This window comes from Streptomyces olivochromogenes, from assembly GCF_021538895.1.
In the GTDB taxonomy this organism is placed as follows: Bacteria; Actinomycetota; Actinomycetes; order Streptomycetales; family Streptomycetaceae; genus Streptomyces; species Streptomyces olivochromogenes_A.
In genome coordinates this window covers 32,446-53,907 of sequence record NZ_JADDRL010000055.1, presented here as the reverse complement: position 1 = coordinate 53,907, position 21,462 = coordinate 32,446, and the positions used below count along the sequence as shown (strand labels likewise).

Here is a 21,462-nt window from a genome sequence, read left to right as displayed (position 1 = left end):
GTCACGGCCAGTCACCGCGCCAGTCGCATTCTCACTTCTGCTCCGCGGACGACTCGACCGTCTCCACGGGGATGCGGTTGTGCCAGGGAAAGGACTGACCGTGCGTCAACGTTCGCTCATCGCCATCACCGCCGCGCTGGCAGCGGGAGCACTCACCCTCACCGCCTGCGGCTCGCGCGACAGCGGCGACAAGGGATCCGACTCCGGCAACGGTGGCGGCACCACTGTCGTCATCGGCGTCGACGCCCCGCTGACCGGCGACCTGTCCGCGCTCGGCCTGGGCATCAAGAACTCGGCGGACCTCGCGGCCAAGCAGGCCAACAAGAAGAGCTACGTCAAGGGCGTGACCTTCAAGATCGAGGCCCTCGACGACCAGGCGCAGCCCTCCTCGGGCCAGTCGAACGCCTCCAAGTTCGTCAGCGAGAAGGAGGTCCTCGGTGTCGTCGGCCCGCTGAACTCCTCCGTGGCCCAGTCGATGCAGAAGGTCTTCGACGACGCGAAGCTGGTCGAGGTCTCGCCGGCCAACACCAACCCGGCCCTGACCCAGGGCGACAACTGGCAGACGTCGAAGGCGCGGCCGTACAAGTCGTACTTCCGCACCGCGACCACGGACGCCATCCAGGGCCCGTTCGCCGCGCAGTACGTCTACAACAAGGCCAAGCGCACCAAGGTCTTCGTCATCGACGACAAGAAGACCTACGGCGCCGGCCTGGCCGCCACGTTCACCGACGAGTTCAAGAAGCTCGGCGGCAAGGTGGTCGGCACCGAGCACATCAACCCCGACACCAAGGACTTCTCCGCGGTCGCCACCAAGGTGAAGAACTCCGGCGCCCAGGTGGTCTACTACGGCGGCGAGTACCCGCAGGCCGGCCCGCTCAGCAAGCAGATCAAGGCCGCCGGCGCCAAGATCCCGCTGGTCGGTGGCGACGGCATCTACGCCGACGACTTCATCAAGCTCGGCGGCGCCAGCGCCAAGGGCGACCTGGCCACCTCGGTCGGCGCGCCGGTCGAGACGCTGCCCTCCGCCAAGGAGTTCGTCGCCAACTACAAGGCGGGCGGCTACAGCGAGGCGTACGGAGCGTACGGCGGTTACTCCTACGACTCCACCTGGTCGATCATCGAGGCCGTGAAGAAGGTCGTGGACGACAACGGCGGCAAGCTGCCGTCCGACGCCCGCGCGAAGATCACCGAGGCCATGCAGAACGTCTCCTTCGACGGTGTGACCGGCAAGGTCTCCTTCGACGAGTACGGTGACGCGACCAACAAGCAGCTCACCGTCTACTCGGTCGAGAACGGTGCCTGGAAGGCCGTGGAGTCCGGCACCTACAACGGCAGCTGACCCACACCCGCACCATCGAGCCGCGCGGGGCGCTGTTCCACTGGCGCCCCGCGCGGACTCGCATCCGGCCACATTCGTCGAACTTTCCGAACGCTCGGAGGACATGCGGTGAACGAACTGCCGCAGCAGCTGGTCAACGGCCTGCTACTAGGATCCATGTACGGGCTGGTCGCCATCGGCTACACAATGGTCTATGGCATTGTCCAGCTCATCAACTTCGCCCACGGCGAGATATTCATGACTGGCGCCTTCGGCGCCCTCACGGTCTACGTCTACATCCTTCCCGACGGCACATCCATGTGGTTGGCCCTGCCGCTGATGCTCATCGGCGCCATCCTGGTCGCCGTCACGGTCGCCGTCGGAGCGGAACGGTTCGCCTACCGCCCCCTGCGCAACGCCCCACGCCTCGCTCCCCTCATCACCGCCATCGGCCTCTCCCTGGCCCTGCAGCAGGCGGTGTGGGCCTGGTACCCGCAGGCGAAGTCCGCCCGCACGTTCCCGAGCATCCCCGGCGGCCCCTTCGACATCGGCAGCGTCACCATCCAGACCGGCGATGTCTTCCTGCTGCTGGCGGCTCCGATCAGCATGGCGATCCTGGCCTACTTCGTGATGCGCACCCGCACCGGACGCGGCATGCAGGCCACCGCGCAGGACCCGGACACCGCGAAGCTGATGGGCGTCAACACCGACCGCATCATCGTGATCGCGTTCGCCCTCGGTGCCACCTTCGCCGCCGTCGGTTCCGTCGCCTACGGCTTCAAGTACGGCCAGATCGACTTCCGTATGGGCTTCATCCTCGGCCTGAAGGCCTTCACCGCGGCTGTCCTCGGCGGTATCGGCAACATCTACGGCGCCATGCTCGGCGGCATCGTCCTCGGCGTCGCCGAGGCCCTGTCCACCGCCTACATCGGGGACATCCCCGGCATGGACAAGTTCGGCAGCCAGTCCTGGGCAGACGTCTGGGCGTTCGTACTCCTCATCCTCGTGCTGCTGTTCAGGCCCCAGGGTCTGCTCGGTGAGCGCGTGGCGGACAGGGCGTGACACCGATGACCACACAGACATCAGCAGAGACCCCGAGCGCCCCCGCGGCCGTCCAGACCGGCCTGATCGGCATCCCGGCCTCCCTCGGCCGGGCCCTCGCCACCGGCGGCGGCGCCCTGACCATCGTCTCCACGTTCCTCGCCTGGACCTGGACCGCGGAGTTCCCCGGCGACCTCACCGTCTACGGCTACCCGGGCGGCCTGCAGGTCCTCGTCCTGATCGGCGGCGTCCTCACCACCCTGTTCGGCCTCGCCTCGTACGGCGTCAAGGGCCTGGACCGGCTGACGCCCGGGAGCGCCGACGGCGCCCTGAAGATGGCCGCGCTCGGCACCTTCGCCACCGCCTGGTACACCGTCATCGCGATCAGCGCCAAGCTCGGCGGACTGGTGAACCTGGAGGCGGGCGGCTTCGTCGTCGCCATCGCCACGCTGGCCGCCCTGCTCGGTGCGCTGGCCCTGCCGTTCGAGCGGCCGACCCCCGAGCCGTCCGACCCGGACGACACCGGCCTGGAGGCGTTCCGCCACCAGTCCCGCCAGAACTGGAACGTCTTCAAGGCGGCCTTCGCCGGCAAGACCCCCGCTCCGGCCGCCCAGCTGCCCGTCTACGTCGAGATCCTCGTCATCGTGGCGGCCATGGCCCTCGGCCTGATCGTCTTCACCTACGGCATCGGCACCGAGTACGACCAGCTGTTCGTCGGCTTCCTCATCACCGCCGGCTTCGGCTTCGCCGCCATCGCCAAGGCCGGGATCGTGGCCCGGGTCTCGGCGATCACCGCGCGGCACCGCACGGTGACCATGGTCGGCGCCTTCACCGCCGCGGCCGCCTTCCCCTTCACGCAGTCCGACGACCAGTACGCGACGATCGGCGTCTACATCCTGATCTTCGCGACCGTCGCGCTCGGCCTGAACATCGTCGTCGGCCTCGCCGGCCTCCTCGACCTCGGTTACGTCGCCTTCCTCGGTGTCGGCGCCTACACCGCGGCCCTGGTCTCCGGCTCGCCGTCCTCGCCGCTGCACGTCAGCTGGCCGTTCTGGGCCTCGGCGCTGACCGGCGCGGCCGTCGCCATGGTCTTCGGTGTCCTCATCGGCGCCCCGACCCTGCGACTGCGCGGCGACTACCTCGCCATCGTGACGCTCGGCTTCGGTGAGATCTTCCGTATCACCGTCCTGAACATGGACGGCACCTCGGGCCCGGACGTCACCAACGGCTCCAACGGCATCTCCTCGATCCCGAACCTGGACATCCTCGGCTTCGACTTCGGCCAGGAGCACACGCTCCTCGGCGCCACCATCGGCCGGTTCGCCAACTACTTCCTGCTGATGCTGCTCATCACGCTCATCGTGGTCGTGGTGTTCCGGCGCAGCAGCGACTCCCGCATCGGCCGCGCCTGGATCGCCATCCGCGAGGACGAGACCGCCGCGCTCGCCATGGGCATCAACGGCTTCCGGGTCAAGCTCATCGCCTTCGCCCTGGGCGCCGCCCTCGCCGGTCTCGCAGGCTCCGTCCAGGCCCACGTCACCTACACGGTGACCCCGGAGCAGTACCAGTTCGCCCACGTCGTCCCGCCCAACTCGGCCTTCCTGCTGGCCGCGGTGGTCCTCGGCGGCATGGGCACCATCTCCGGACCGCTGGTCGGCGCGGCCCTGCTCTACCTGATCCCCGCGAAGCTCCAGTTCCTGGGCGACTACCAGCTCTTCGCCTTCGGTGTCACGCTCGTGCTGCTGATGCGCTTCCGCCCGGAGGGCCTCATCCCCAACCGCCGCCGGCAGCTCGAATTCCACGAAGAGGCCGAAGCACCCGCCGTCCTCACCAAGGCAGGGGCGTGACCACGATGACCACCGACACCACCACCAAGGACGCCGCCCCCGGCTCCTCCGCCCCCGGCGAGGTCGTGCTCGACGCCCGTGGCGTCACGATGCGCTTCGGCGGTCTGACCGCCGTGCGCGGCGTCGACCTCACCGTCAACAGCGGCGAGATCGTCGGCCTGATCGGCCCCAACGGCGCCGGCAAGACGACCTTCTTCAACTGCCTGACCGGCCTGTACGTCCCCACCGAGGGCGAGGTCCGCTACAAGGGCAACGTCCTGCCGCCGAAGTCCTTCAAGGTCACCGCGGCCGGCATCGCCCGTACCTTCCAGAACATCCGTCTGTTCGCCAACATGACGGTCCTGGAGAACGTGCTCGTCGGCCGTCACACCCGCACCAAGGAGGGCCTCTGGTCCGCCCTGCTGCGCGGACCCGGCTTCCACAAGGCCGAGGCGGCCTCCCGCGAACGCGCCATGGAGCTGCTGGAGTTCGTGGGCCTGGAGGCGAAGGCCGAGCACCTGGCCCGCAACCTGCCCTACGGCGAGCAGCGCAAGCTGGAGATCGCCCGGGCGCTGGCGAGCGAGCCCGGTCTGCTGCTCCTCGACGAGCCGACCGCCGGCATGAACCCGCAGGAGACCCGGGCCACCGAGGAACTGGTCTTCGCGATCCGTGACAAGGGCATCGCCGTCCTCGTCATCGAGCACGACATGCGCTTCATCTTCAACCTCTGCGACCGCGTCGCCGTCCTCGTGCAGGGCGAGAAGCTCGTCGAGGGCGACAGCGCGACCGTGCAGGGCGACGAGCGGGTCGTCGCCGCGTACCTCGGCGAACCCTTCGAGGACGCTCCCGGCGACGAGGAGGTGGCCGAGGTAGAGGCCGCCGAGGCGCACGCCGAGACCACGACGGACGCCGCGCCCGGCAAGGAGAACGACCGATGACCGCACTGCTCGAAGTAGAGGACCTGCGGGTCGCCTACGGCAAGATCGAGGCCGTCAAGGGCATCTCGTTCAAGGTCGAGGCCGGCGAAGTGGTCACCCTGATCGGCACCAACGGCGCCGGCAAGACCACCACCCTGCGCACGCTCTCCGGTCTGCTGAAGCCGGTCGGCGGCCAGATCCGGTTCAACGGCAAGTCGCTGAAGAAGGTCCCGGCCCACCAGGTGGTGTCGCTGGGGCTCGCCCACTCCCCCGAGGGGCGGCACATCTTCCCGCGCATGACCATCGAGGACAACCTGCGCCTCGGTGCGTTCCTGCGCAACGACAAGCCGGGCATCGAGAAAGACATCCAGCGCGCCTACGACCTGTTCCCCATCCTCGGGGAGCGCAGGAAGCAGGCGGCCGGCACCCTGTCGGGCGGTGAGCAGCAGATGCTGGCGATGGGCCGGGCCCTGATGTCCCAGCCGAAGCTGCTCATGCTGGACGAGCCGTCCATGGGTCTCTCGCCGATCATGATGCAGAAGATCATGGCGACGATCGCCGAGCTGAAGTCCCAGGGCACAACGATTCTGCTGGTCGAGCAGAACGCTCAGGCCGCCCTGTCGTTGGCCGACCAGGGCCACGTCATGGAGGTCGGCAACATCGTGCTCTCCGGCACCGGGCAGGACCTGCTGCACGACGAGTCCGTGCGGAAGGCGTACCTGGGCGAGGACTAGGACGAGGCCCGGGACACCCTGTCCCGCGTACGACGAGGCCCGCGCCCGATTCTCCGGGGCGCGGGCCTCGTCCCGTGCGTGCGGGGCGCGTACCGCCAGGGTCAGCCCTTGTCTGACGACTTGGCGGCCTTCTTCTCCTCGCTGTCCGCGATGACGGCCTCCGCGACCTGCTGCATGGACATCCGGCGGTCCATCGAGGTCTTCTGGATCCACCGGAAGGCGGCCGGCTCGGTCAGCCCGTACTCGGTCTGGAGGATGGACTTCGCCCGGTCGACGAGCTTGCGGGTCTCCAGCCGCAGGGTGAGGTCGGCGACCTCCTGCTCCAGCTGCTTCAGCTCGGTGAAGCGGGAGACGGCCATCTCGATGGCGGGCACGACGTCGCTCTTGCTGAACGGCTTCACGAGGTACGCCATGGCGCCGGCGTCGCGGGCCCGCTCGACGAGGTCGCGCTGCGAGAAGGCGGTGAGCATGAGGACCGGCGCGATGGACTCCTCGGCGATCTTCTCGGCCGCCGAGATGCCGTCCAGCTTGGGCATCTTCACATCGAGGATGACCAGGTCCGGCTGGTGCTCACGGGCGAGCGCCACGGCCTGCTCGCCGTCACCGGCCTCGCCGACGACGGTGTACCCCTCCTCCTCCAGCATCTCCTTCAGGTCGAGGCGGATCAGGGCCTCGTCCTCGGCGATGACGACTCGGGTCGTCAGCGGAGGCACGTGCGACTTGTCGTCGTCGGGCGCGTCTACGGGCTGGGGCGACTCGGCGGTCACGGGGGCTCCTCGTTCAGGGCAGAGGTACTGCTGACAAGAGCCTACCTAGCTACGGTATGGTGGACGCGCGGAGGGTCAGGGGAAACCTTGGAATCTGCGAGCCCCGGTAGCCCAATTGGCAGCAGGCAACGGATTCAAAACCCGTACAGTGTCGGTTCGAGTCCGACCCGGGGCACTTTTCCTGGCATTCCAAGGTCACTATTCCAAGGTCGTTACCGCGTGGGGCCCCTCATTTCCGAGGGGCCCTCGGTCATTGACCCGTATTACTTGGGGCTGTCGTCCTCGCCGATGTGGTGGACGCGGACCAGGTTCGTCGAGCCGGAGACGCCGGGCGGGGAGCCCGCCGTGATCACCACGACGTCACCCTTCTGGCAGCGGCCGTACTTCAGGAGCAGTTCGTCCACCTGGTCGACCATCGCGTCCGTGGACTCGACGTGCGGGCCGAGGAAGGTCTCGACACCCCAGGTCAGGCTCAGTTGCGAGCGGGTGGCCGGCTCCGGGGTGAACGCCAGCACGGGGATGGGCGAGCGGTAGCGGGACAGACGGCGGGCGGTGTCGCCGGACTGGGTGAAGGCGACCAGGAACTTCGCGCCGAGGAAGTCGCCCATCTCCGCCGCCGCACGGGCCACCGCTCCGCCCTGGGTGCGGGGCTTGTTGCGTTCCGTCAGCGGCGGCAGGCCCTTGGCCAGCAGGTCCTCCTCGGCCGCCTCGACGATACGGGCCATGGTGCGCACCGTCTCGATGGCGTGCTTGCCGACGCTCGTCTCGCCGGACAGCATCACCGCGTCCGTGCCGTCGATGACCGCGTTGGCGACGTCCGACGCCTCCGCACGCGTCGGGCGCGCGTTGTCGATCATCGAGTCGAGCATCTGCGTGGCCACGATGACCGGCTTGGCGTTGCGCTTGGCGAGCTTGATGGCCCGCTTCTGGACGATCGGGACCTGTTCGAGGGGCATCTCCACGCCCAGGTCGCCACGGGCGACCATGATGCCGTCGAAGGCGGCCACGATGTCGTCGATCGCGTCGACGGCCTGCGGCTTCTCCACCTTGGCGATCACCGGGAGGCGGCGGCCCTCCTCGGCCATGATGCGGTGGACGTCCAGGGCGTCCTTGCCGCTGCGGACGAAGGACAGCGCGATGACGTCGCAGCCGATGCGCAGCGCCCACCGCAGGTCCGCCTCGTCCTTCTCGGACAGGGCGGGGACGGAGACGGCGACGCCGGGCAGGTTCAGGCCCTTGTGGTCGGAGACCATGCCGCCCTCGACCACGGTGGTGTGCACCCGGGGACCGTCGACGGAGGTGACCTCCAGGCAGACCTTGCCGTCGTCGACGAGGACGCGCTCGCCCGGGGTGACGTCCGCGGCGAGGCCCTCGTAAGTGGTGCCGCACTGGTTGCGGTCGCCCTCGATGCCCGGCTCCACCGTGATCGTGAAGGTGTCGCCGCGTTCAAGGAGTACGGGTCCTTCGGCGAATCTGCCGAGCCGAATCTTCGGGCCCTGAAGGTCGGCGAGGACGCCGACGCTGCGGCCGGTCTCGTCCGCCGCCTTCCGTACGCGCTGGTAACGCTCCTCGTGCTCGGCGTGCGTGCCGTGGCTGAGGTTGAATCGGGCGACGTCCATTCCGGCCTCGACCAGTGCCTTGATCTGGTCGTACGAGTCCGTGGCGGGCCCCAGAGTGCAAACGATCTTTGCTCGGCGCATGATTCGAGCCTAGGCCTTACCCGCGGGTAGAGAATTGGCAGGGGGTGACTACTCAACAACCTTTCCGTGAAGCGCTATTGACAAGTGTTGAATTGTGCGGTGGGCCGCTCCTATGAGCATCAAACACGGTCGGAGCGTTTCGGCCACCGATCGCCGGGCGAGGCGAATGTCGAAATCCGGAACGCGTTCTCGCGGATCGGGGCCTGGACGTCGACCCCGGACTCACAGGCTGGGCGGCGCCATCGTGAAGCGGGCGTTGACCTGTGCGTACACATGCTGGCGCTGGGGTTCGAGGTCGAGGGGAGCCGCCGCCTCCTCCGCGGCCGCGGCGAAGGCCATGGAGCGGGTGCGGCCCGCGGCCCGGGGCGCATAGGGCTCGGCGTTCTCCGCGCCGATGTCGGCGAGCTCCACCAGCGCCGCCAGGGTGGTGCCGAGCGCCTCCGCGTATTCCCGGGCACGCTGGACCGCCTCGCGCACCGCCTGCTGCCGGGCCTGCCGGTGCACCGGCGAGTCGGGGCGCAGCGCCCACCAGGGACCGTCGACCCGGGTGAGCTCCAAGTCGGCGAGTCGGGTGGTGAGTTCACCGAGGGCGGTGAAGTCGGAGAGCTCCGCGCTGATGTGGACCCGGCCGTGGTGGGTGCGGACGCGTTCGCCGCGGCCGTGCGAGGACAGCTCGGGGGTGATGGAGAAGAAGCCGGTCTCCAGGCGCTCCACGGCCTCGCCGTACGACTTGACGAGGTCGAGGACGGCGGCGTTGCGGCGGGTGAGGTCGTCCAGCGCCGAACGCCGGTCCCGTCCGCGCGCGTTGACGGTGATCCCGATGCGGGCGATCTCGGGGTCGACTTCGAGGTGGGCCTCGCCGCGGACGGCGATACGGGGAGCGTCGGCAGTGCCGTACGGGGCGGTCATACGTCCCACTCTGTCACGTCTCATCTCTTTGACGGCGGGTGAGTTGAGGGATTCGGTCACCAGATCGAAACTTCCCGGACCTGTTGCCGTCAGTCATGTGCAGGTCAGAATCTACGCGCGTTGTTGACCAATCGCCGAGGAGAAGCAGACATGCCCTTGAACCGCCGGAAGTTCCTGAAGAAGTCCGCCGTCACCGGGGCGGGGGTGGCGATCGCGGGCGCGGCGGCGGCTCCGGCGGCGCAGGCCGCGCAGGCCGCGCAGGCCACGGCGGCGAAGAAGCCGGGCAAGCGCTACTCCCTGACCGTCATGGGCACCACCGACCTGCACGGGCACGTCTTCAACTGGGACTACTTCAAGGACGCGGAGTACGCCGACAAGGCGGGCAACGCCATGGGCCTGGCCCGGATCTCCACCCTGGTGAACCAGGTGCGGGAGGAGAAGGGCCACTGCCACACGCTGCTGCTGGACGCGGGCGACACGATCCAGGGCACCCCGCTGACGTACTACTACGCCAAGGTCGACCCGATCACCGCCAAGGGCGGCCCGGTGCACCCGATGGCGCAGGCCATGAACGCGATCGGCTACGACGCGGCGGCCCTCGGCAACCACGAGTTCAACTACGGCATCGAGACGCTCCGCAAGTTCGAGGACCAGCTGGACTTCCCGCTGCTCGGCGCCAACGCGGTCGACGCGAAGACGCTGAAGCCGGCCTTCCCGCCCTACTTCATCAAGAAGTTCCACGTGCCGGGCGCCCCGCCGGTCAAGGTCGCCGTCCTCGGCCTGACCAACCCGGGGATCGCGATCTGGGACAAGGCCTACGTCCAGGGCAAGCTGGCCTTCCCGGGCCTGGAGGAGCAGGCCGCGAAGTGGGTGCCGAAGCTGAAGGCGCTGGGCGCGGACGTCGTCGTGGTGTCGGCGCACTCCGGCTCCTCCGGCACCTCGTCCTACGGCGACCAGCTGCCCTACGTGGAGAACGCGGCCGCCAACGTCGCCCGCCAGGTGCCCGGCATCGACGCGATCCTGGTCGGCCACGCGCACGTGGAGATCCCGGAGCTGAAGGTCACCAACGAGGCCACCGGCAGGACGGTCGTGCTCTCCGAGCCGCTGTGCTACGCCGAGCGCCTGACCCTGTTCGACATCGAGCTGGTGTTCAGCAAGGGCCGGTGGGAGGTCGAGTCCGTCGCCGCCTCGCTGCGCAACTCCAACACGGTCGCCGACGACCCGAAGATCACCAAGCTGCTGGGCGACGAGCACGCGAAGGTCGTCGCGTACGTCAACCAGGTCGTCGGCACCGCGACCGCCACCCTCACCACGGTCGAGGCCCGCTACAAGGACGCCCCGATCATCGACCTGATCACCAAGGTCCAGGAGGACGTGGTCAAGGCAGCGCTGGCGGGCACCGAGTACGCCGCGCTGCCGGTGGTCGCCCAGGCCTCGCCGTTCTCCCGCACCTCCGAGATCCCGGTCGGCAAGGTGACCATCCGGGACCTGTCGGGCCTGTACGTGTACGACAACACGCTGGTCGCCAAGCTGATGACGGGCGCTCAGCTCCGGGCGTACCTGGAGTACTCGGCGGAGTACTTCGTCCAGACCGCCGCCGGCGCCCCCGTCGACGTCGAGAAGCTGACGAACGCGAACAACCGCCCGGACTACAACTACGACTACGTGTCGGGCTTCCAGTACGAGATCGACATCGCCCAGGCGGCCGGTTCGCGGATCAAGAACCTCACCTACAACGGTGCCGCCCTGGACGACGCCCAGCAGTTCGTGCTCGCGGTGAACAACTACCGCGCCAACGGCGGCGGCGCGTTCCCGCACGTCGCCTCGGCCAAGGAGCTGTGGTCGGAGTCGACCGAGATCCGCACCCGCATCGCGGAGTGGGTGACCACGAAGGGCGTCCTGGACCCGAAGGACTTCGCGTCGGCGTGCCGCCTACCTGCCGTCGACGAGCGGGGTGAGGGCCGGGGCCTGTCTGGTCTGCGGGACGCGATGGCGGGGCTCCAGGCCGAAGCTGGTGAAGGCCGTCCGCGCGGGCAGGGGGTAGAGCTCCTTGCCCGTCAGGGTGTTGAGGATGGTGGCGCTGCGCCAGGCGGCGAGGCCGAGGTCGGGGGTGCCGACGCCGTGGGTGTGGAGTTCGGCGTTCTGCACGTACACCGATCCGGTGACGGCGGGGTCGAGGAGGAGCCGGTAGTCCTCGTCGACGCGCGGGCGTCCGCCGGCGTCCCGGCGCAGGTAGGGATCGAGTCCGGCGAGCATGGGCTCCAGGGGGCGTTCACGGTAGCCGGTGGCGAGGACGACCGCGTTGGTGGTGAGGCGGGTGCGGCTGTTCTGCTGGACGTGTTCCACGTGGAGCTCGATCTGGGTGGTGGCGATGCGTCCGGCGGTGCGGACGACGACACCCGGGGTGAGGACGGCGTCCGGCCAGCCGCCGCCGAGGGTGCGGTGGTAGAGCTCGTCGTGGATGGCGGCGATGGTGTCGGAGTCGATGCCCTTGTGCAGCTGCCACTGCGCGCCGACCAGCCGGTCGCGGACGTCTTCCGGGAGGGCGTGGAAGTAGCGGGTGTAGTCGGGAGTGAAGTGCTCCAGGCCGAGCTTGGAGTACTCCATGGGCGCGAAGGCCTCACCGCGGCCGATCCAGTGGAGCCGCTCACCGCCGGTGGGGCGGCGGCGCAGCAGGTCGAGGAAGACCTCGGCGCCGGACTGCCCGGAACCGACCACCGTGACATGCCCGGCGGCGAGGAAGGCCTCGCGGTGGTCGAGGTAGTCGGCGGCGTGGATGACGGGCACGCCCGGGGCCTCGACGAGGGGCTTGAGCGGATCGGGGACGTACGGCGTGGTGCCGACGCCGAGGACGATGTTCCTGCTGTACATGCGGCCGAGGGAAGCGGCCTCGCCGTCCGCGTCGAGCCGGGTGAAGTCGACCTCGAAGACGTCGCGTTCGCCGTTCCAGTGGACGGCGTCGACCTGGTGGGAGAAGCGCAGGCCGGGCAGGTTCTCGGCGACCCAGCGACAGTAGGCGTCGTACTCGGCGCGCTGGATGTGGAAGCGCTCGGCGAAGTAGAACGGGAAGAGCCGGTCGCGTTCCCTGAGGTAGTTCAGGAACGTCCAGCGGCTGTCGGGGGCGGCGAGGGTCACCAGGTCGGCGAGGAACGGCACCTGGACGGTCGCGCCCTCGATGAGCAGGCCGGGGTGCCAGTCGAAGCCGGGGCGCTGTTCGTAGAAGACGGCGTCGAGTTCGGCGAGCGGCTGGGCGAGAGCGGCGAGGGAGAGGTTGAACGGTCCGATGCCGATGCCGACCAGGTCGCGGGGCGCTTCGGACTCGTGGGGTGGGGGGAGCGTCATCGGGGGGTGGTTCCTTCCACGAGTTTCAGGAGGTGGGCCAGTTCGTCCGGCCGGCTGTGGGGGTTGAGGAGCGTGGCCTTGAGCCACAGGCGGCCGTCCAGACGGGCCCGGCCGAGGACGGCGCGGCCCTCGTGCAGCAGGGTGCGGCGCAGGTCGGCGACGGCGTCGTCGGTCGCCTCGGCGGGCCGGAACAGGACCGTGCTGATGACCGGCCGGTCGTACAGCTCGAAGCCGGGGTGGTTCTGGACGAGGGCGGCGAACTCCCGCGCGCGGGCGCACACCTGGTCGACGAGCGCGCCGAGGCCGGTGCGGCCGAGCGTCCTGAGGGTGACGGCGATCTTGAGGATGTCGGGGCGGCGGGTGGTGCGCAGGGACCGGCCGAGCAGGTCGGGCAGTCCGGCCTCGGTGTCGTCGTCGGCGTTGAGGTAGTCGGCGTGGTGCTGCAGGACGGTGAGGTCGCGGGGCCGGGCCACGGCCAGCAGGCCCGCGGCGACCGGCTGCCAGCCGATCTTGTGCAGGTCCAGGGTGACGGTGTGGGCGGCTTCGAGCCCGGCCAGCTTCTCGCGGTGCCGGTCGCTGAAGACGAGCCCACCGCCGTACGCGGCGTCGACGTGCAGCCGGGCGCCGTGAGCGGCGCACAGTCCGGCGATCTCCGGCAGCGGGTCGATGAGGCCGGCGTCGGTGGTGCCGGCGGTGGCGGCGACCAGCAGCGGGCGCGGAAAGCGGGTGAGGACCTCGTCGAGGGCGGCGGGGTCGAGGGTGCCGTTGGGCGCGGGCACGACGACCGGGTCCGGCAGGCCCAGCAGCCAGGCGGCGCGGGGCAGGGAGTGGTGGGCGTTGGCCCCGCACACCAGCCGGACGCTGCCGCCGAACGCCTCGCGGGCCAGCAGCAGAGCGAGTTGGTTGGACTCGGTGCCGCCGGTGGTGACGACCGCGTCGGCCAGGCCGATCTCGTGGGCGAGCGTGCGGGTGACGACGGCCTCCAGGGCGGAGGCGGCCGGGGCCTGGTCCCAGGAGTCCAGGGACGGGTTGAGGGCGCTCGCGGCGAGGTCGGCGGCGGTGGCGACGGCGAGCGGCGGGCAGTGCAGGTGGGCCGCGCACAGCGGGTCGGCGGGGTCGGCGGAGCCCTCGGCGAGGACCCGCACGAGGACGCGCAGGGCGTCGGGGTCGCCCTCGTGCGGCAGGACGTCCCCCACGGCGTCGGCGACGCGCGCGGCGACCGCCTCGGGTCCACCGGACGGCAGCGGGCCGCCGCGTGCCTGTCCGCCCGCCCTGAGCGCGTCGAGCACGGTGTCGACCAACGGCCGCAGGGCGTCGGGGCCTTCGGGTCCTGAGGCAAGGGGCGTCGGCGTGCTCATGGGCTCTCCTCACGGGGCGCGAAGCAGGGGAACATCCATGGGAAGACTTCCAGCTTGTACGCGATGGGGTCCACACGCCCGGAAAGTCCAACGAGCGGAACCCGAAAGGGGGTACTCCCGTGCGGGGAAAACGCGTTGGGGCCGCAGGTGGCGGGGGTAACGTCGGAAGGATGGTTGACGCGTTCGCGATCGACGTGCCCGGCGGGCGGGCGCTCGTGCGGGAGCCCGGGCCCGCCGACGAGGCCGCGCTGCTGACCCTGTTCGAGGACTGCGAGGACTGGTTCCTGGCGGCGACCGGGCTGCCGTCCGGCCCGGGTGACGTGCAGAGCCTGTTCTACGCGCTCCCGGCGGGCGCGGAACCCGAGGACAAGACGCTGCTCCTGGTGGAGGTGGCCGGCAACGTCGTGGGCCTGGTGGACGCGGTACGGAACCACCCGGCGCCGGGCGCCGTCTCGGTGGGCCTGTTCCTGCTGGCCCCGTACGCCCGGGGGAAGGGGCTCGGCCGCGCGCTGGCCGGCGCCCTCCTGAGCCGGGCGCCGGACCTCACACTGGTGACGGCGACGGTCCCGCCCGCCTGGCGCCCGGGCGAACGCTTCCTGGAACTCCTCGGCTTCACCCTGGACACGGCCGCCTCACCGGACCCGGATCCCGGCAACCGCCGACGGGGACCAGGCGAACGGGGTGTACGGCGGGCGGTGTTGCGCTTGGACGAGCACCACTGAGGGACGCGCGACGCTGCCCCTTCTGCCGCTCACACCATGCAGACGGCCCGCGCGCAGGCGCTGGCAACGCCCCGGGCCACCCGACGCCTGAGGCCCCCACCGCGCCGCAGCCACGCCGACGAAGCTCCAGCAGGCCACGCGAACGTCGTGACGCCCTCTCACGCCCCCGTCACGCTGAGCAGCCTGCACAACAACCCCTCCGGGCAAGCCCCCAGAGGCCGGCGACACCTGCCGCCACGCCACGCCGACGGCCCGCGCCGACGAAGCCCCAGCAGGCCGCGAACCCCGCGACGCCCACCGACGCCCGCCGCGCTGAGCAGCCCGCGCAACAACCCCTCCAGGCATCCCCCCAGAGGCCACGCGACACCTGCCGCCACGCCACGCCGACGGCCCGCGCCACAACCACGCCGACGAAGACCCCGCAGGCCGCGCGGCGGTCGTGCCCGCGGCCCCCTGGACACCTGGCTCCCGGGTTACGCCTCGCGTACCCGCAACGCCCTGGCCAGGTCGTCGAGTTCGTCGGCGAGTTTGCGGCGCAGGGCCGTGACCGGGGCGGCGTCGCGCAGGCAGGCCTCGCCGAGGGCGAGGTTCTCGGGGTCGACGGCGTACGCCGGGAAGGCCCAGTGGCCGGTGGCGGTGGCGATGGCGGGCCCGCGGCGGGCGGCCACGGCGACCGCGTCCTGGTAGTAGCGCGGCACGTACTCCCGTACCAGATCGGCCTGTTCGGGCTGCCAGAAGCCCTGGGCGGTGGCCTTGAAGAGGTAGTTGGAGAGGTCGTCGGTGGTGAACATCGACTCCCAGGCCGCGCGCTTGGCCTCGGGGTCGGGCAGGGCGGCCCGGCAGTGGGCGGCGCCCTGGCGGCCGGTGGCGCTCGGGTCGCGCTCCAGCTCGGCCGCGATGGCGGCCTCGTCGGTGGCGCCGAGGACGGCGAGGCGGCCCAGGATGCGCCAGCGCAGCGCGGGGTCGAGCTCCGGCCCGCCGGGGACGGTGCCGTCGGCCAGCCAGGCGGCGATGGTGTCGGGGTGGGCGGCCACGTCGATGAAGTGGCGCACGGCGATCAGCCGCAGGCCGGGGCTGTCGCCGTCCTCGGTGCGCCGGATGAGGTCGCGGCACAGCGAGCCGAGTGTGGCCAGCGCCGCCGGGCGGTCCTCGGGCTTGAGGTACCGGTCGGCGACGTGCCCCGCCGCGAAGGCGAGCACGGCCTCGACGACCGCGAGGTCCATCTCCCGCGGCAGGTGGGCGCGGGCGATCTCCAGGTAGTCGGCGGGCGGCAGCTCGCCGTCGCGGACCGCGTCCCTGAGGGCGTTCCACACCACCGCGCGCGTGAGTGCCTCGGGCAGGCCGGACAGACCCGTGCGGAGCGTCTCGAAGGACTCGGCGTCGAAGCGGATCTTGGCGTAGGTCAGGTCGCCGTCGTTGAGGAGGAGCAGCGCCGGACGCTTGCCGATGGGCTGCGGCACGGTCTGCGGGACGTCGAGTTCGACCCGTTCGCGTTCGCGCAGGCCGAGGCTGCCCTCGTCGGCGGTGTCGTGGTCGTACAGGCCGACGGTGACGCGGTGCGGGCGGCTGCCGGCGCGCTCGACGGTCAGCGTGCGGCTGCCGTCGTCGGCGGAGCCCACCAGCGGGGTGAGCCTGTCGACCCCGGTGGTGCGCAGCCAGGAGTCCGCCCAGGCGTGGACGTCGCGGTCGGTGGCGTCGGCCAGCGAGTCGATCAGGTCGGCGAGGTTCGCGTTGGCGAACTTGTGCCGGGCGAAGTGGATGTTGATGCCGGCCAGGAAGTCCTTCTCGCCGAGCCAGGCCACCAGCTGGCGCAGCACGGCGGCGCCCTTGGAGTACGAGATGCCGTCGAAGTTGAGCAGGGCGGAGGCCGTGTCCTCGACCGCCTCGGGGGCGACCGGGTGGGTGGAGGGCCGCTGGTCGGCGTCGTAGCCCCAGCTCTTGCGGTCGACGCCGAACTCGACCCAGGTGTCGCTGAAGCGGGTCGCCTCGATGGTGGTCTGGTAGCCCATGTACTCGGCGAAGGACTCGTTCAGCCAGATGTCGTCCCACCAGGAGAGGGTGACCAGGTTGCCGAACCACATGTGGGCCATCTCGTGCGCGATGACCATGGCGCGGGTCTGCCGCTCGGTGTCGGTGACGGCGGAACGGAAGACGTACTCGTCGCGGAAGGTGACCAGCCCCGGGTTCTCCATGGCGCCCGAGTTGAACTCGGGCACGAAGGCCTGGTCGTAGGAGTCGAAGGGGTAGGGCTCCTCGAACTTCTCGTGGAAGCGGTCGAAGCACGTGCGCATCACGTCGAGGATCTCGTCGGCGTCCGCGTCGAGGTGGGGTGCGAGCGAGCGGCGGCAGTGGATGCCGAAGGGCAGGCCGCGGTGCTCGGTGCGCACGGAGTGCCAGGGGCCGGCGGCCACGGCGACGAGGTAGGTGGAGATCAGCGGAGTGGTGGCGGCCCGCCAGTGGCCCTCGCCGAGGTGCTCGGTGACGCCGTTGGCGAGGACGCTCCAGCCCTCGGGGGCCCGGACGGACACGTCGAAGACGGCCTTCAGGTCGGGCTGGTCGAACGCGGCGTAGACGCGCTGCACCTCGTCCAGGAACAGCTGGGTGTAGACGTAGGTCTCGCCGTCGGTGGGGTCGGTGAAGCGGTGCATGCCCTCGCCGGTGCGGGAGTAGCGCATCCGCGCGTCCACGCGCAGTTCGTGCTCGCCGGCGGTGAGGTTCTTCAGGGGCAGCCGGTTCTCGTCCAGGGTCGCCGGATCGAGGGGCTGTCCGTCGAGGGTGACGGTGCGCAGCTCGGCCGGCTTGACCTCGACGAACGTGTCCCCGTCGGCCCGCGTGGCGAACCGGATGACCGTACGCGAGTCGAAGGTCTCGTCCCCGGTGGTCAGGTCGAGCTCGATCGTGTAGCGGTGGACGTCGAGGAGTTTGGCTCGGCTGTGCGCTTCGTCGCGCGTCAGTACGGACATGAACGACATGCTGCCCGATGTCGCTGACAGCGCACAGAGGCGGATCGGTACGTGGCTTATGTCCGGTCGGGCGCCGGTGCGCCCAGATGCGCGTCCCGCTGCGCCGGAACCATGGTGTCCGGACGGGTCAGGGTGGCGCGTGGGGCGCCGCCCTGGGGGTCGGTGAGGTCCGCGACCAGCGCGCGCAGCTCGCGGACCTCCTGCTCCAGGGCGAGGTGGCGCTGGTGGGCGTCGTACAGATACCGGACCTTTGTGCGCAGGGCCCAGGGGTCGATGGGCTTGAGGACGAGGTCGGCCACGCCCAGCCCGAAGGCGGCGGAGGTCAGTTCGTGGTCGGGACCGAAGCCGGTGAGGAGGATGACCGGGATGTGCTGGGTCTGCTCCAGCCGGCGCAGATAGCGCACCACGTCCAGACCACCGACGCCGGGCATGCGGACGTCCAGCAGCAGGAGGCCGACGTGGCCGCGGAGTACTTGCTTGAGCGCCTCGTCGCCGCTGGTGGCGCGGCCCAGCCGGTAGCCCAGCGGGGCCAGGGCGCTCTCCAGCGCGTACAACGTGTCCTTGTGATCGTCGACGATGAGGATCTTGGCATCCGACGGCATGGCCCGAGTCCCTCCCGCGTGGATGACCAGCTTACGGCTCCGCACTGACACGGAGTGCTCACCGGCTGACAAGGAGTGCACAGCGCAGCATGCCGCGCCGGAGCCCCGCTGTCACGACCCCCTCGCGTCGACCGAGGTCAGCTCGCTCCCGGCAGCTGGCCGTTGCCGGTGTCCCCCGCGATGCGCTCGTGGTGTCTGATCACCTCGGCGATGATGAAGTTGAGGAACTTCTCGGCGAAGGCCGGGTCCAGCTTGGCGTTCTCGGCGAGGCTGCGCAGCCGGGCGATCTGCCGTGCCTCGCGCGCCGGGTCGGCCGGCGGCAGCTGGTGGACGGCCTTGAGGCGGCCGACCTGCTGGGTGCACTTGAACCGCTCGGCGAGCATGTGGACGACGGCCGCGTCGATGTTGTCGATGCTGTCGCGCAGCCGGTCGAGTTCCTCGCGGACGGCGGGGTCGACGTCACCGGTACCGGTGTTGCTGGTGGTCATGGGCGTCCACCCTATGCGGTGTGCGGTCGATCATCGGCGGATCGCCGGGGTCGGGGACGCGGTCGCTCCAGCCGCCGGGGACGACACGGCCCTGCTGGGCGCGGAAGCGGACCGGGGCCATGCCGACGCGGCGGGTGAACAGGCGGGAGAAGTAGGCGGGATCGTCGTAGCCGACGCGGCGGGCGACGGCGGCGACGGGCAGTTCGGTGGTCGCGAGGAGTTCCTTGGCGCGGCCGAGGCGGATGCCGAGCAGGTAGTCCTTGGGGCTGCAGCCGGCGCCGCGGCGGACGGCGGAGCGCAGTTCGGCGGGGGTCATGCCGTGCCGGGCGGCGTGGTCGGCGACGGTCATCGGCCGGCAGGCGTCCCGGGCGAGGGCCTGCAGCACCTGTTCGCCGTCGGGGGCGAGGTCGGCGCGGGCGCGGCGCAGGGCGACGAGCAGTTCGTGGACGGCGGCCCCGGTCTCCACCTCCAGCAGGGGGTTGCCGCGGCGGGCGGCGCGCACGATGCGGCCGACGACGGCCCGGGGTCCCTCGGCGTCGGCGAGGGGCACGACGGGCCGCTCGGGTTCGATGTAGCCGAGTTCGGTGTACGTGGCGGTGGCGGGCCCGGCGAAGTCGACGAAGCCCTCGTCCCAGCCGGTGCCGGGGTCGGGCGCGTAGTGGTGCGGGACGCCGGGTGTGAGCCACAGCAGCGCGGGCGCCGTGACCGCCGTACGGCGGCCGTCGGGGCCCCGGTACCAGCCGCCGCCCGCGCTGATCACGACGGCGACGTGGTGGTCGAGGGTGCGCGGGCCGACGGTGGGCAGGGCGCCGTGCTGGAGGCCGACGCCGAGGCAGACGAGACCGAGGCGGTGGTGGGCGGGGGCGGGCGTGAAGAAGCGCATCCAGGTCTGGTACACGGGTGCTCCTGCTGGTCTCGGCTCCGGCACCGGCGTTCGTCCAAGCAGCGCCGATCTTTGTCCATGGCGTTGATCACCGCCAGGGGGCGAGGGTGGTGCCATGAGCCGGTTCACGGTGGGGGACGGGGATTTCCTGCTAGACGGGCGGCCGGTGCGGCTGCTGTCCGGCGCGCTGCACTACTTCCGGGTGCACGAGGCCCAGTGGGGGCACCGGCTGGCGCTGCTGCGCGCGATGGGCCTCAACTGCGTGGAGACGTACGTGCCCTGGAACCTGCACGAACCGCGGCCCGGCGACTTCCGGGACGTCGGGGCGGTGGGCCGTTTCCTGGACGCGGCCCGGGAGGCGGGACTGTGGGCGATCGTGCGGCCCGGGCCGTACATCTGTGCCGAGTGGGAGAACGGCGGCCTGCCGCATTGGCTGACGGGCGAGGTGGGCACGCGCGTGCGTACCCGTGACGAGCGCTATGTGCGGCCTGTGGACCGCTGGTTCCACCGTCTGCTGCCCGAGATCGTGCCCCGGCAGCTCGGCCGCGGCGGTCCGGTGGTCCTGGTGCAGGTCGAGAACGAGTACGGCAGCTACGGCTCCGACCCGGTCTACCTGCGCCACCTGGCCGATCTGCTGACCGCCGAGGGGATCACGGTGCCGCTGGTCACCTCGGACGGCCCCGAGGACCACATGCTCACCGGCGGCTCCCTCCCCGGGGTGACGGCCACGGTGAACTTCGGCTCCCACGCGCGCATGGCCTTCGAGACGCTGCGCCGCCACCGTCCCGAGGGGCCGCTGATGTGCATGGAGTTCTGGTGCGGCTGGTTCGACCACTGGGGCGGCGAGCACGCCGTACGGGATCCCGAGGACGCGGCGCGGGCGCTGCGCGAGATCCTGGAGTGCGGGGCCTCGGTCAACGTGTACATGGCACACGGCGGCACCAGTTTCGCCGGCTGGGCGGGCGCCAACCGGGGCGGCGGCGCCTGGCACGAGGGGCCGTTGCAGCCGGACGTGACGTCGTACGACTACGACGCGCCGATCGACGTGTACGGGCGGCCCACGGAGAAGTTCCGGCGGTTCCGCGAGGTGCTGGCCGGGTACGCGGCCCAGCCGCTGCCCGAACCGCCGCCGCCACCGGCCGTGTTGGGGGCTCCCGCGGACGTCCGGCTCACGGCCTGGGCCGCCCTGGACGACGTACTGGAGGCGCTGGGCGGTCCGGAGACCGTCGGGCCGGTGCCGCCCACCTTCGAGGAGCTGGACGTCGACCGGGGCGTCGTCCGCTACGAGGTGACGGTGCCGGGTCCGCGCCGGCCGTACCCGCTCACCCTGCGCGGGCTGCGCGATCTGGCGGTGGTGTACGTCGACGGGAAGCGGGCCGGGGTGCTCACCGAGGAGGACGACCGGCTGGCGGAGCCCGTGGCCGGGCACGCGCGCGTGGAGCTGTGGGTGGAGTCCCTGGGGCGGGTCAACTACGGCCCGCGCACCGGGGAGGCCAAGGGCGTCACCGGCGGGATCCTGCACGAGCGGCAGTATCTGCACGGGGTACGCGCGCGTGGGCTGCGGCTGGACGCCTTCGACGGGGGTGTGGGGGCGGTGCCGTTCGAGGCCCTGCCCGCGGGCGGTGCGCCGGGGCTGTACCGGGGCACCGTCACGGTCCGCGGGGCCGGGGACGCGCGGCTCGAACTGCCCGGCTGGACGCGCGGCTTCGTCTGGATCAACGGCTTCGGCGTCGGCCGCCACTGGTCCGTGGGCCCCCAGCGGTCGCTGTACGTCCCCGGGCCGGTGCTGCGGGAGGGCGAGAACGAGGTGTGGGTGCTGGAGCTGCAGGAGTCGGGGCCCGGCCCGTCCGCGCCGCGCCTGCTGCCCGTCTGACACGGCCTCCCCGGGCAAC

General features: G+C 70.9%; 16 protein-coding genes, 1 tRNA gene and 1 pseudogene. 9 read left to right on the top strand and 9 right to left on the bottom strand.

Features of this window, described 5'->3' with window-relative positions; translation table 11 throughout:
• Nucleotides 1-100 precede the first annotated feature (100 nt).
• The 5 genes from IPZ69_RS26190 (at nt 101) to IPZ69_RS26170 (ending at nt 5,836) form a co-directional block, all read left to right on the top strand.
• Nucleotides 101-1,339 carry a branched-chain amino acid ABC transporter substrate-binding protein gene (locus IPZ69_RS26190; RefSeq protein WP_235456932.1) on the top strand — a complete coding sequence of 413 codons (1,239 nt, stop codon included), beginning with the start codon at nt 101-103 and terminating at the stop codon, nt 1,337-1,339.
• 108 nt (nt 1,340-1,447) lie between these two features.
• Nucleotides 1,448-2,380, top strand: a complete 933-nt coding sequence (locus IPZ69_RS26185; RefSeq protein WP_235456931.1) for a branched-chain amino acid ABC transporter permease — start codon at nt 1,448-1,450, stop codon at nt 2,378-2,380.
• 5 nt (nt 2,381-2,385) lie between these two features.
• The gene (locus IPZ69_RS26180) at nt 2,386-4,206 is read left to right on the top strand and encodes a branched-chain amino acid ABC transporter permease (protein ID WP_235456930.1); all 1,821 of its coding nucleotides are present in this window, start codon (nt 2,386-2,388) and stop codon (nt 4,204-4,206) included.
• 5 nt (nt 4,207-4,211) lie between these two features.
• Nucleotides 4,212-5,123, top strand: coding sequence for an ABC transporter ATP-binding protein (locus IPZ69_RS26175; protein WP_235456942.1), 912 nt, complete (start codon nt 4,212-4,214; stop codon nt 5,121-5,123).
• Nucleotides 5,120-5,836 (top strand): ABC transporter ATP-binding protein, encoded by a 717-nt coding sequence (locus tag IPZ69_RS26170; RefSeq protein WP_235456929.1) that lies wholly within the window; start codon nt 5,120-5,122, stop codon nt 5,834-5,836. Before IPZ69_RS26175 ends, IPZ69_RS26170 begins: the two co-directional genes overlap by 4 nt.
• Nucleotides 5,837-5,937: 101 nt before the next feature.
• Here the strand turns inward: IPZ69_RS26170 and IPZ69_RS26165 are convergent, their stop codons facing one another.
• Complete coding sequence (locus IPZ69_RS26165; protein ID WP_235456928.1) at nt 5,938-6,603, bottom strand: ANTAR domain-containing response regulator; 666 nt, start codon at nt 6,601-6,603, stop codon at nt 5,938-5,940.
• 100 nt (nt 6,604-6,703) lie between these two features.
• Between IPZ69_RS26165 and IPZ69_RS26160 the strand changes: the two genes are divergently transcribed.
• A tRNA-Leu gene (locus tag IPZ69_RS26160) sits at nt 6,704-6,778 on the top strand.
• An 88-nt stretch (nt 6,779-6,866) separates the two neighbouring features.
• On the opposite strand, the gene pyk is transcribed toward IPZ69_RS26160, so the two are convergent.
• Both pyk and IPZ69_RS26150 read right to left on the bottom strand, forming a co-directional pair.
• Nucleotides 6,867-8,303 carry a pyruvate kinase gene (gene pyk, locus IPZ69_RS26155; protein WP_235456927.1) on the bottom strand — a complete coding sequence of 479 codons (1,437 nt, stop codon included), beginning with the start codon at nt 8,301-8,303 and terminating at the stop codon, nt 6,867-6,869.
• Between the two features lie 222 nt (nt 8,304-8,525).
• Nucleotides 8,526-9,212 carry an SIMPL domain-containing protein gene (locus IPZ69_RS26150; protein WP_235456926.1) on the bottom strand — a complete coding sequence of 229 codons (687 nt, stop codon included), beginning with the start codon at nt 9,210-9,212 and terminating at the stop codon, nt 8,526-8,528.
• Nucleotides 9,213-9,362: 150 nt separating this feature from the next.
• Between IPZ69_RS26150 and IPZ69_RS26145 the strand changes: the two are divergent.
• Nucleotides 9,363-11,135 (top strand): annotated as a pseudogene (locus IPZ69_RS26145) (bifunctional metallophosphatase/5'-nucleotidase); the annotation flags it as partial.
• Between the two features lie 9 nt (nt 11,136-11,144).
• On the opposite strand, the gene IPZ69_RS26140 reads toward IPZ69_RS26145, so the two are convergent.
• Nucleotides 11,145-12,554 (bottom strand): lysine N(6)-hydroxylase/L-ornithine N(5)-oxygenase family protein, encoded by a 1,410-nt coding sequence (locus tag IPZ69_RS26140; protein WP_235456940.1) that lies wholly within the window; start codon nt 12,552-12,554, stop codon nt 11,145-11,147.
• Nucleotides 12,551-13,912: a pyridoxal phosphate-dependent decarboxylase family protein gene (locus IPZ69_RS26135; RefSeq protein ID WP_235456925.1), complete on the bottom strand. Its 1,362-nt coding sequence runs from the start codon at nt 13,910-13,912 to the stop codon at nt 12,551-12,553. The genes IPZ69_RS26140 and IPZ69_RS26135 overlap by 4 nt, the downstream gene beginning before the upstream one ends.
• A gap of 170 nt (nt 13,913-14,082) precedes the next feature.
• Here IPZ69_RS26135 and IPZ69_RS26130 point away from each other — a divergent pair, with 170 nt between their 5' ends.
• The gene (locus IPZ69_RS26130; RefSeq protein ID WP_235456924.1) at nt 14,083-14,634 is read left to right on the top strand and encodes a GNAT family N-acetyltransferase; all 552 of its coding nucleotides are present in this window, start codon (nt 14,083-14,085) and stop codon (nt 14,632-14,634) included.
• Between the two features lie 473 nt (nt 14,635-15,107).
• Here IPZ69_RS26130 and pepN read toward each other — a convergent pair whose 3' ends face one another.
• From pepN to IPZ69_RS26110, 4 genes are all read right to left on the bottom strand, one after another.
• Complete coding sequence (pepN, locus tag IPZ69_RS26125) at nt 15,108-17,597, bottom strand: aminopeptidase N (protein ID WP_235456923.1); 2,490 nt, start codon at nt 17,595-17,597, stop codon at nt 15,108-15,110.
• Nucleotides 17,598-17,653: 56 nt separating this feature from the next.
• Complete coding sequence (locus IPZ69_RS26120; protein WP_235456922.1) at nt 17,654-18,199, bottom strand: response regulator; 546 nt, start codon at nt 18,197-18,199, stop codon at nt 17,654-17,656.
• A 137-nt stretch (nt 18,200-18,336) separates the two neighbouring features.
• Nucleotides 18,337-18,687 carry a chorismate mutase gene (locus IPZ69_RS26115; RefSeq protein ID WP_235456921.1) on the bottom strand — a complete coding sequence of 117 codons (351 nt, stop codon included), beginning with the start codon at nt 18,685-18,687 and terminating at the stop codon, nt 18,337-18,339.
• Nucleotides 18,659-19,585, bottom strand: coding sequence for a helix-turn-helix domain-containing protein (locus tag IPZ69_RS26110; protein WP_235456920.1), 927 nt, complete (start codon nt 19,583-19,585; stop codon nt 18,659-18,661). Before IPZ69_RS26110 ends, IPZ69_RS26115 begins: the two co-directional genes overlap by 29 nt.
• A gap of 100 nt (nt 19,586-19,685) precedes the next feature.
• Between IPZ69_RS26110 and IPZ69_RS26105 the strand changes: the two genes are divergently transcribed.
• The gene (locus IPZ69_RS26105; RefSeq protein ID WP_235456919.1) at nt 19,686-21,443 is read left to right on the top strand and encodes a glycoside hydrolase family 35 protein; all 1,758 of its coding nucleotides are present in this window, start codon (nt 19,686-19,688) and stop codon (nt 21,441-21,443) included.
• Nucleotides 21,444-21,462 lie beyond the last annotated feature (19 nt).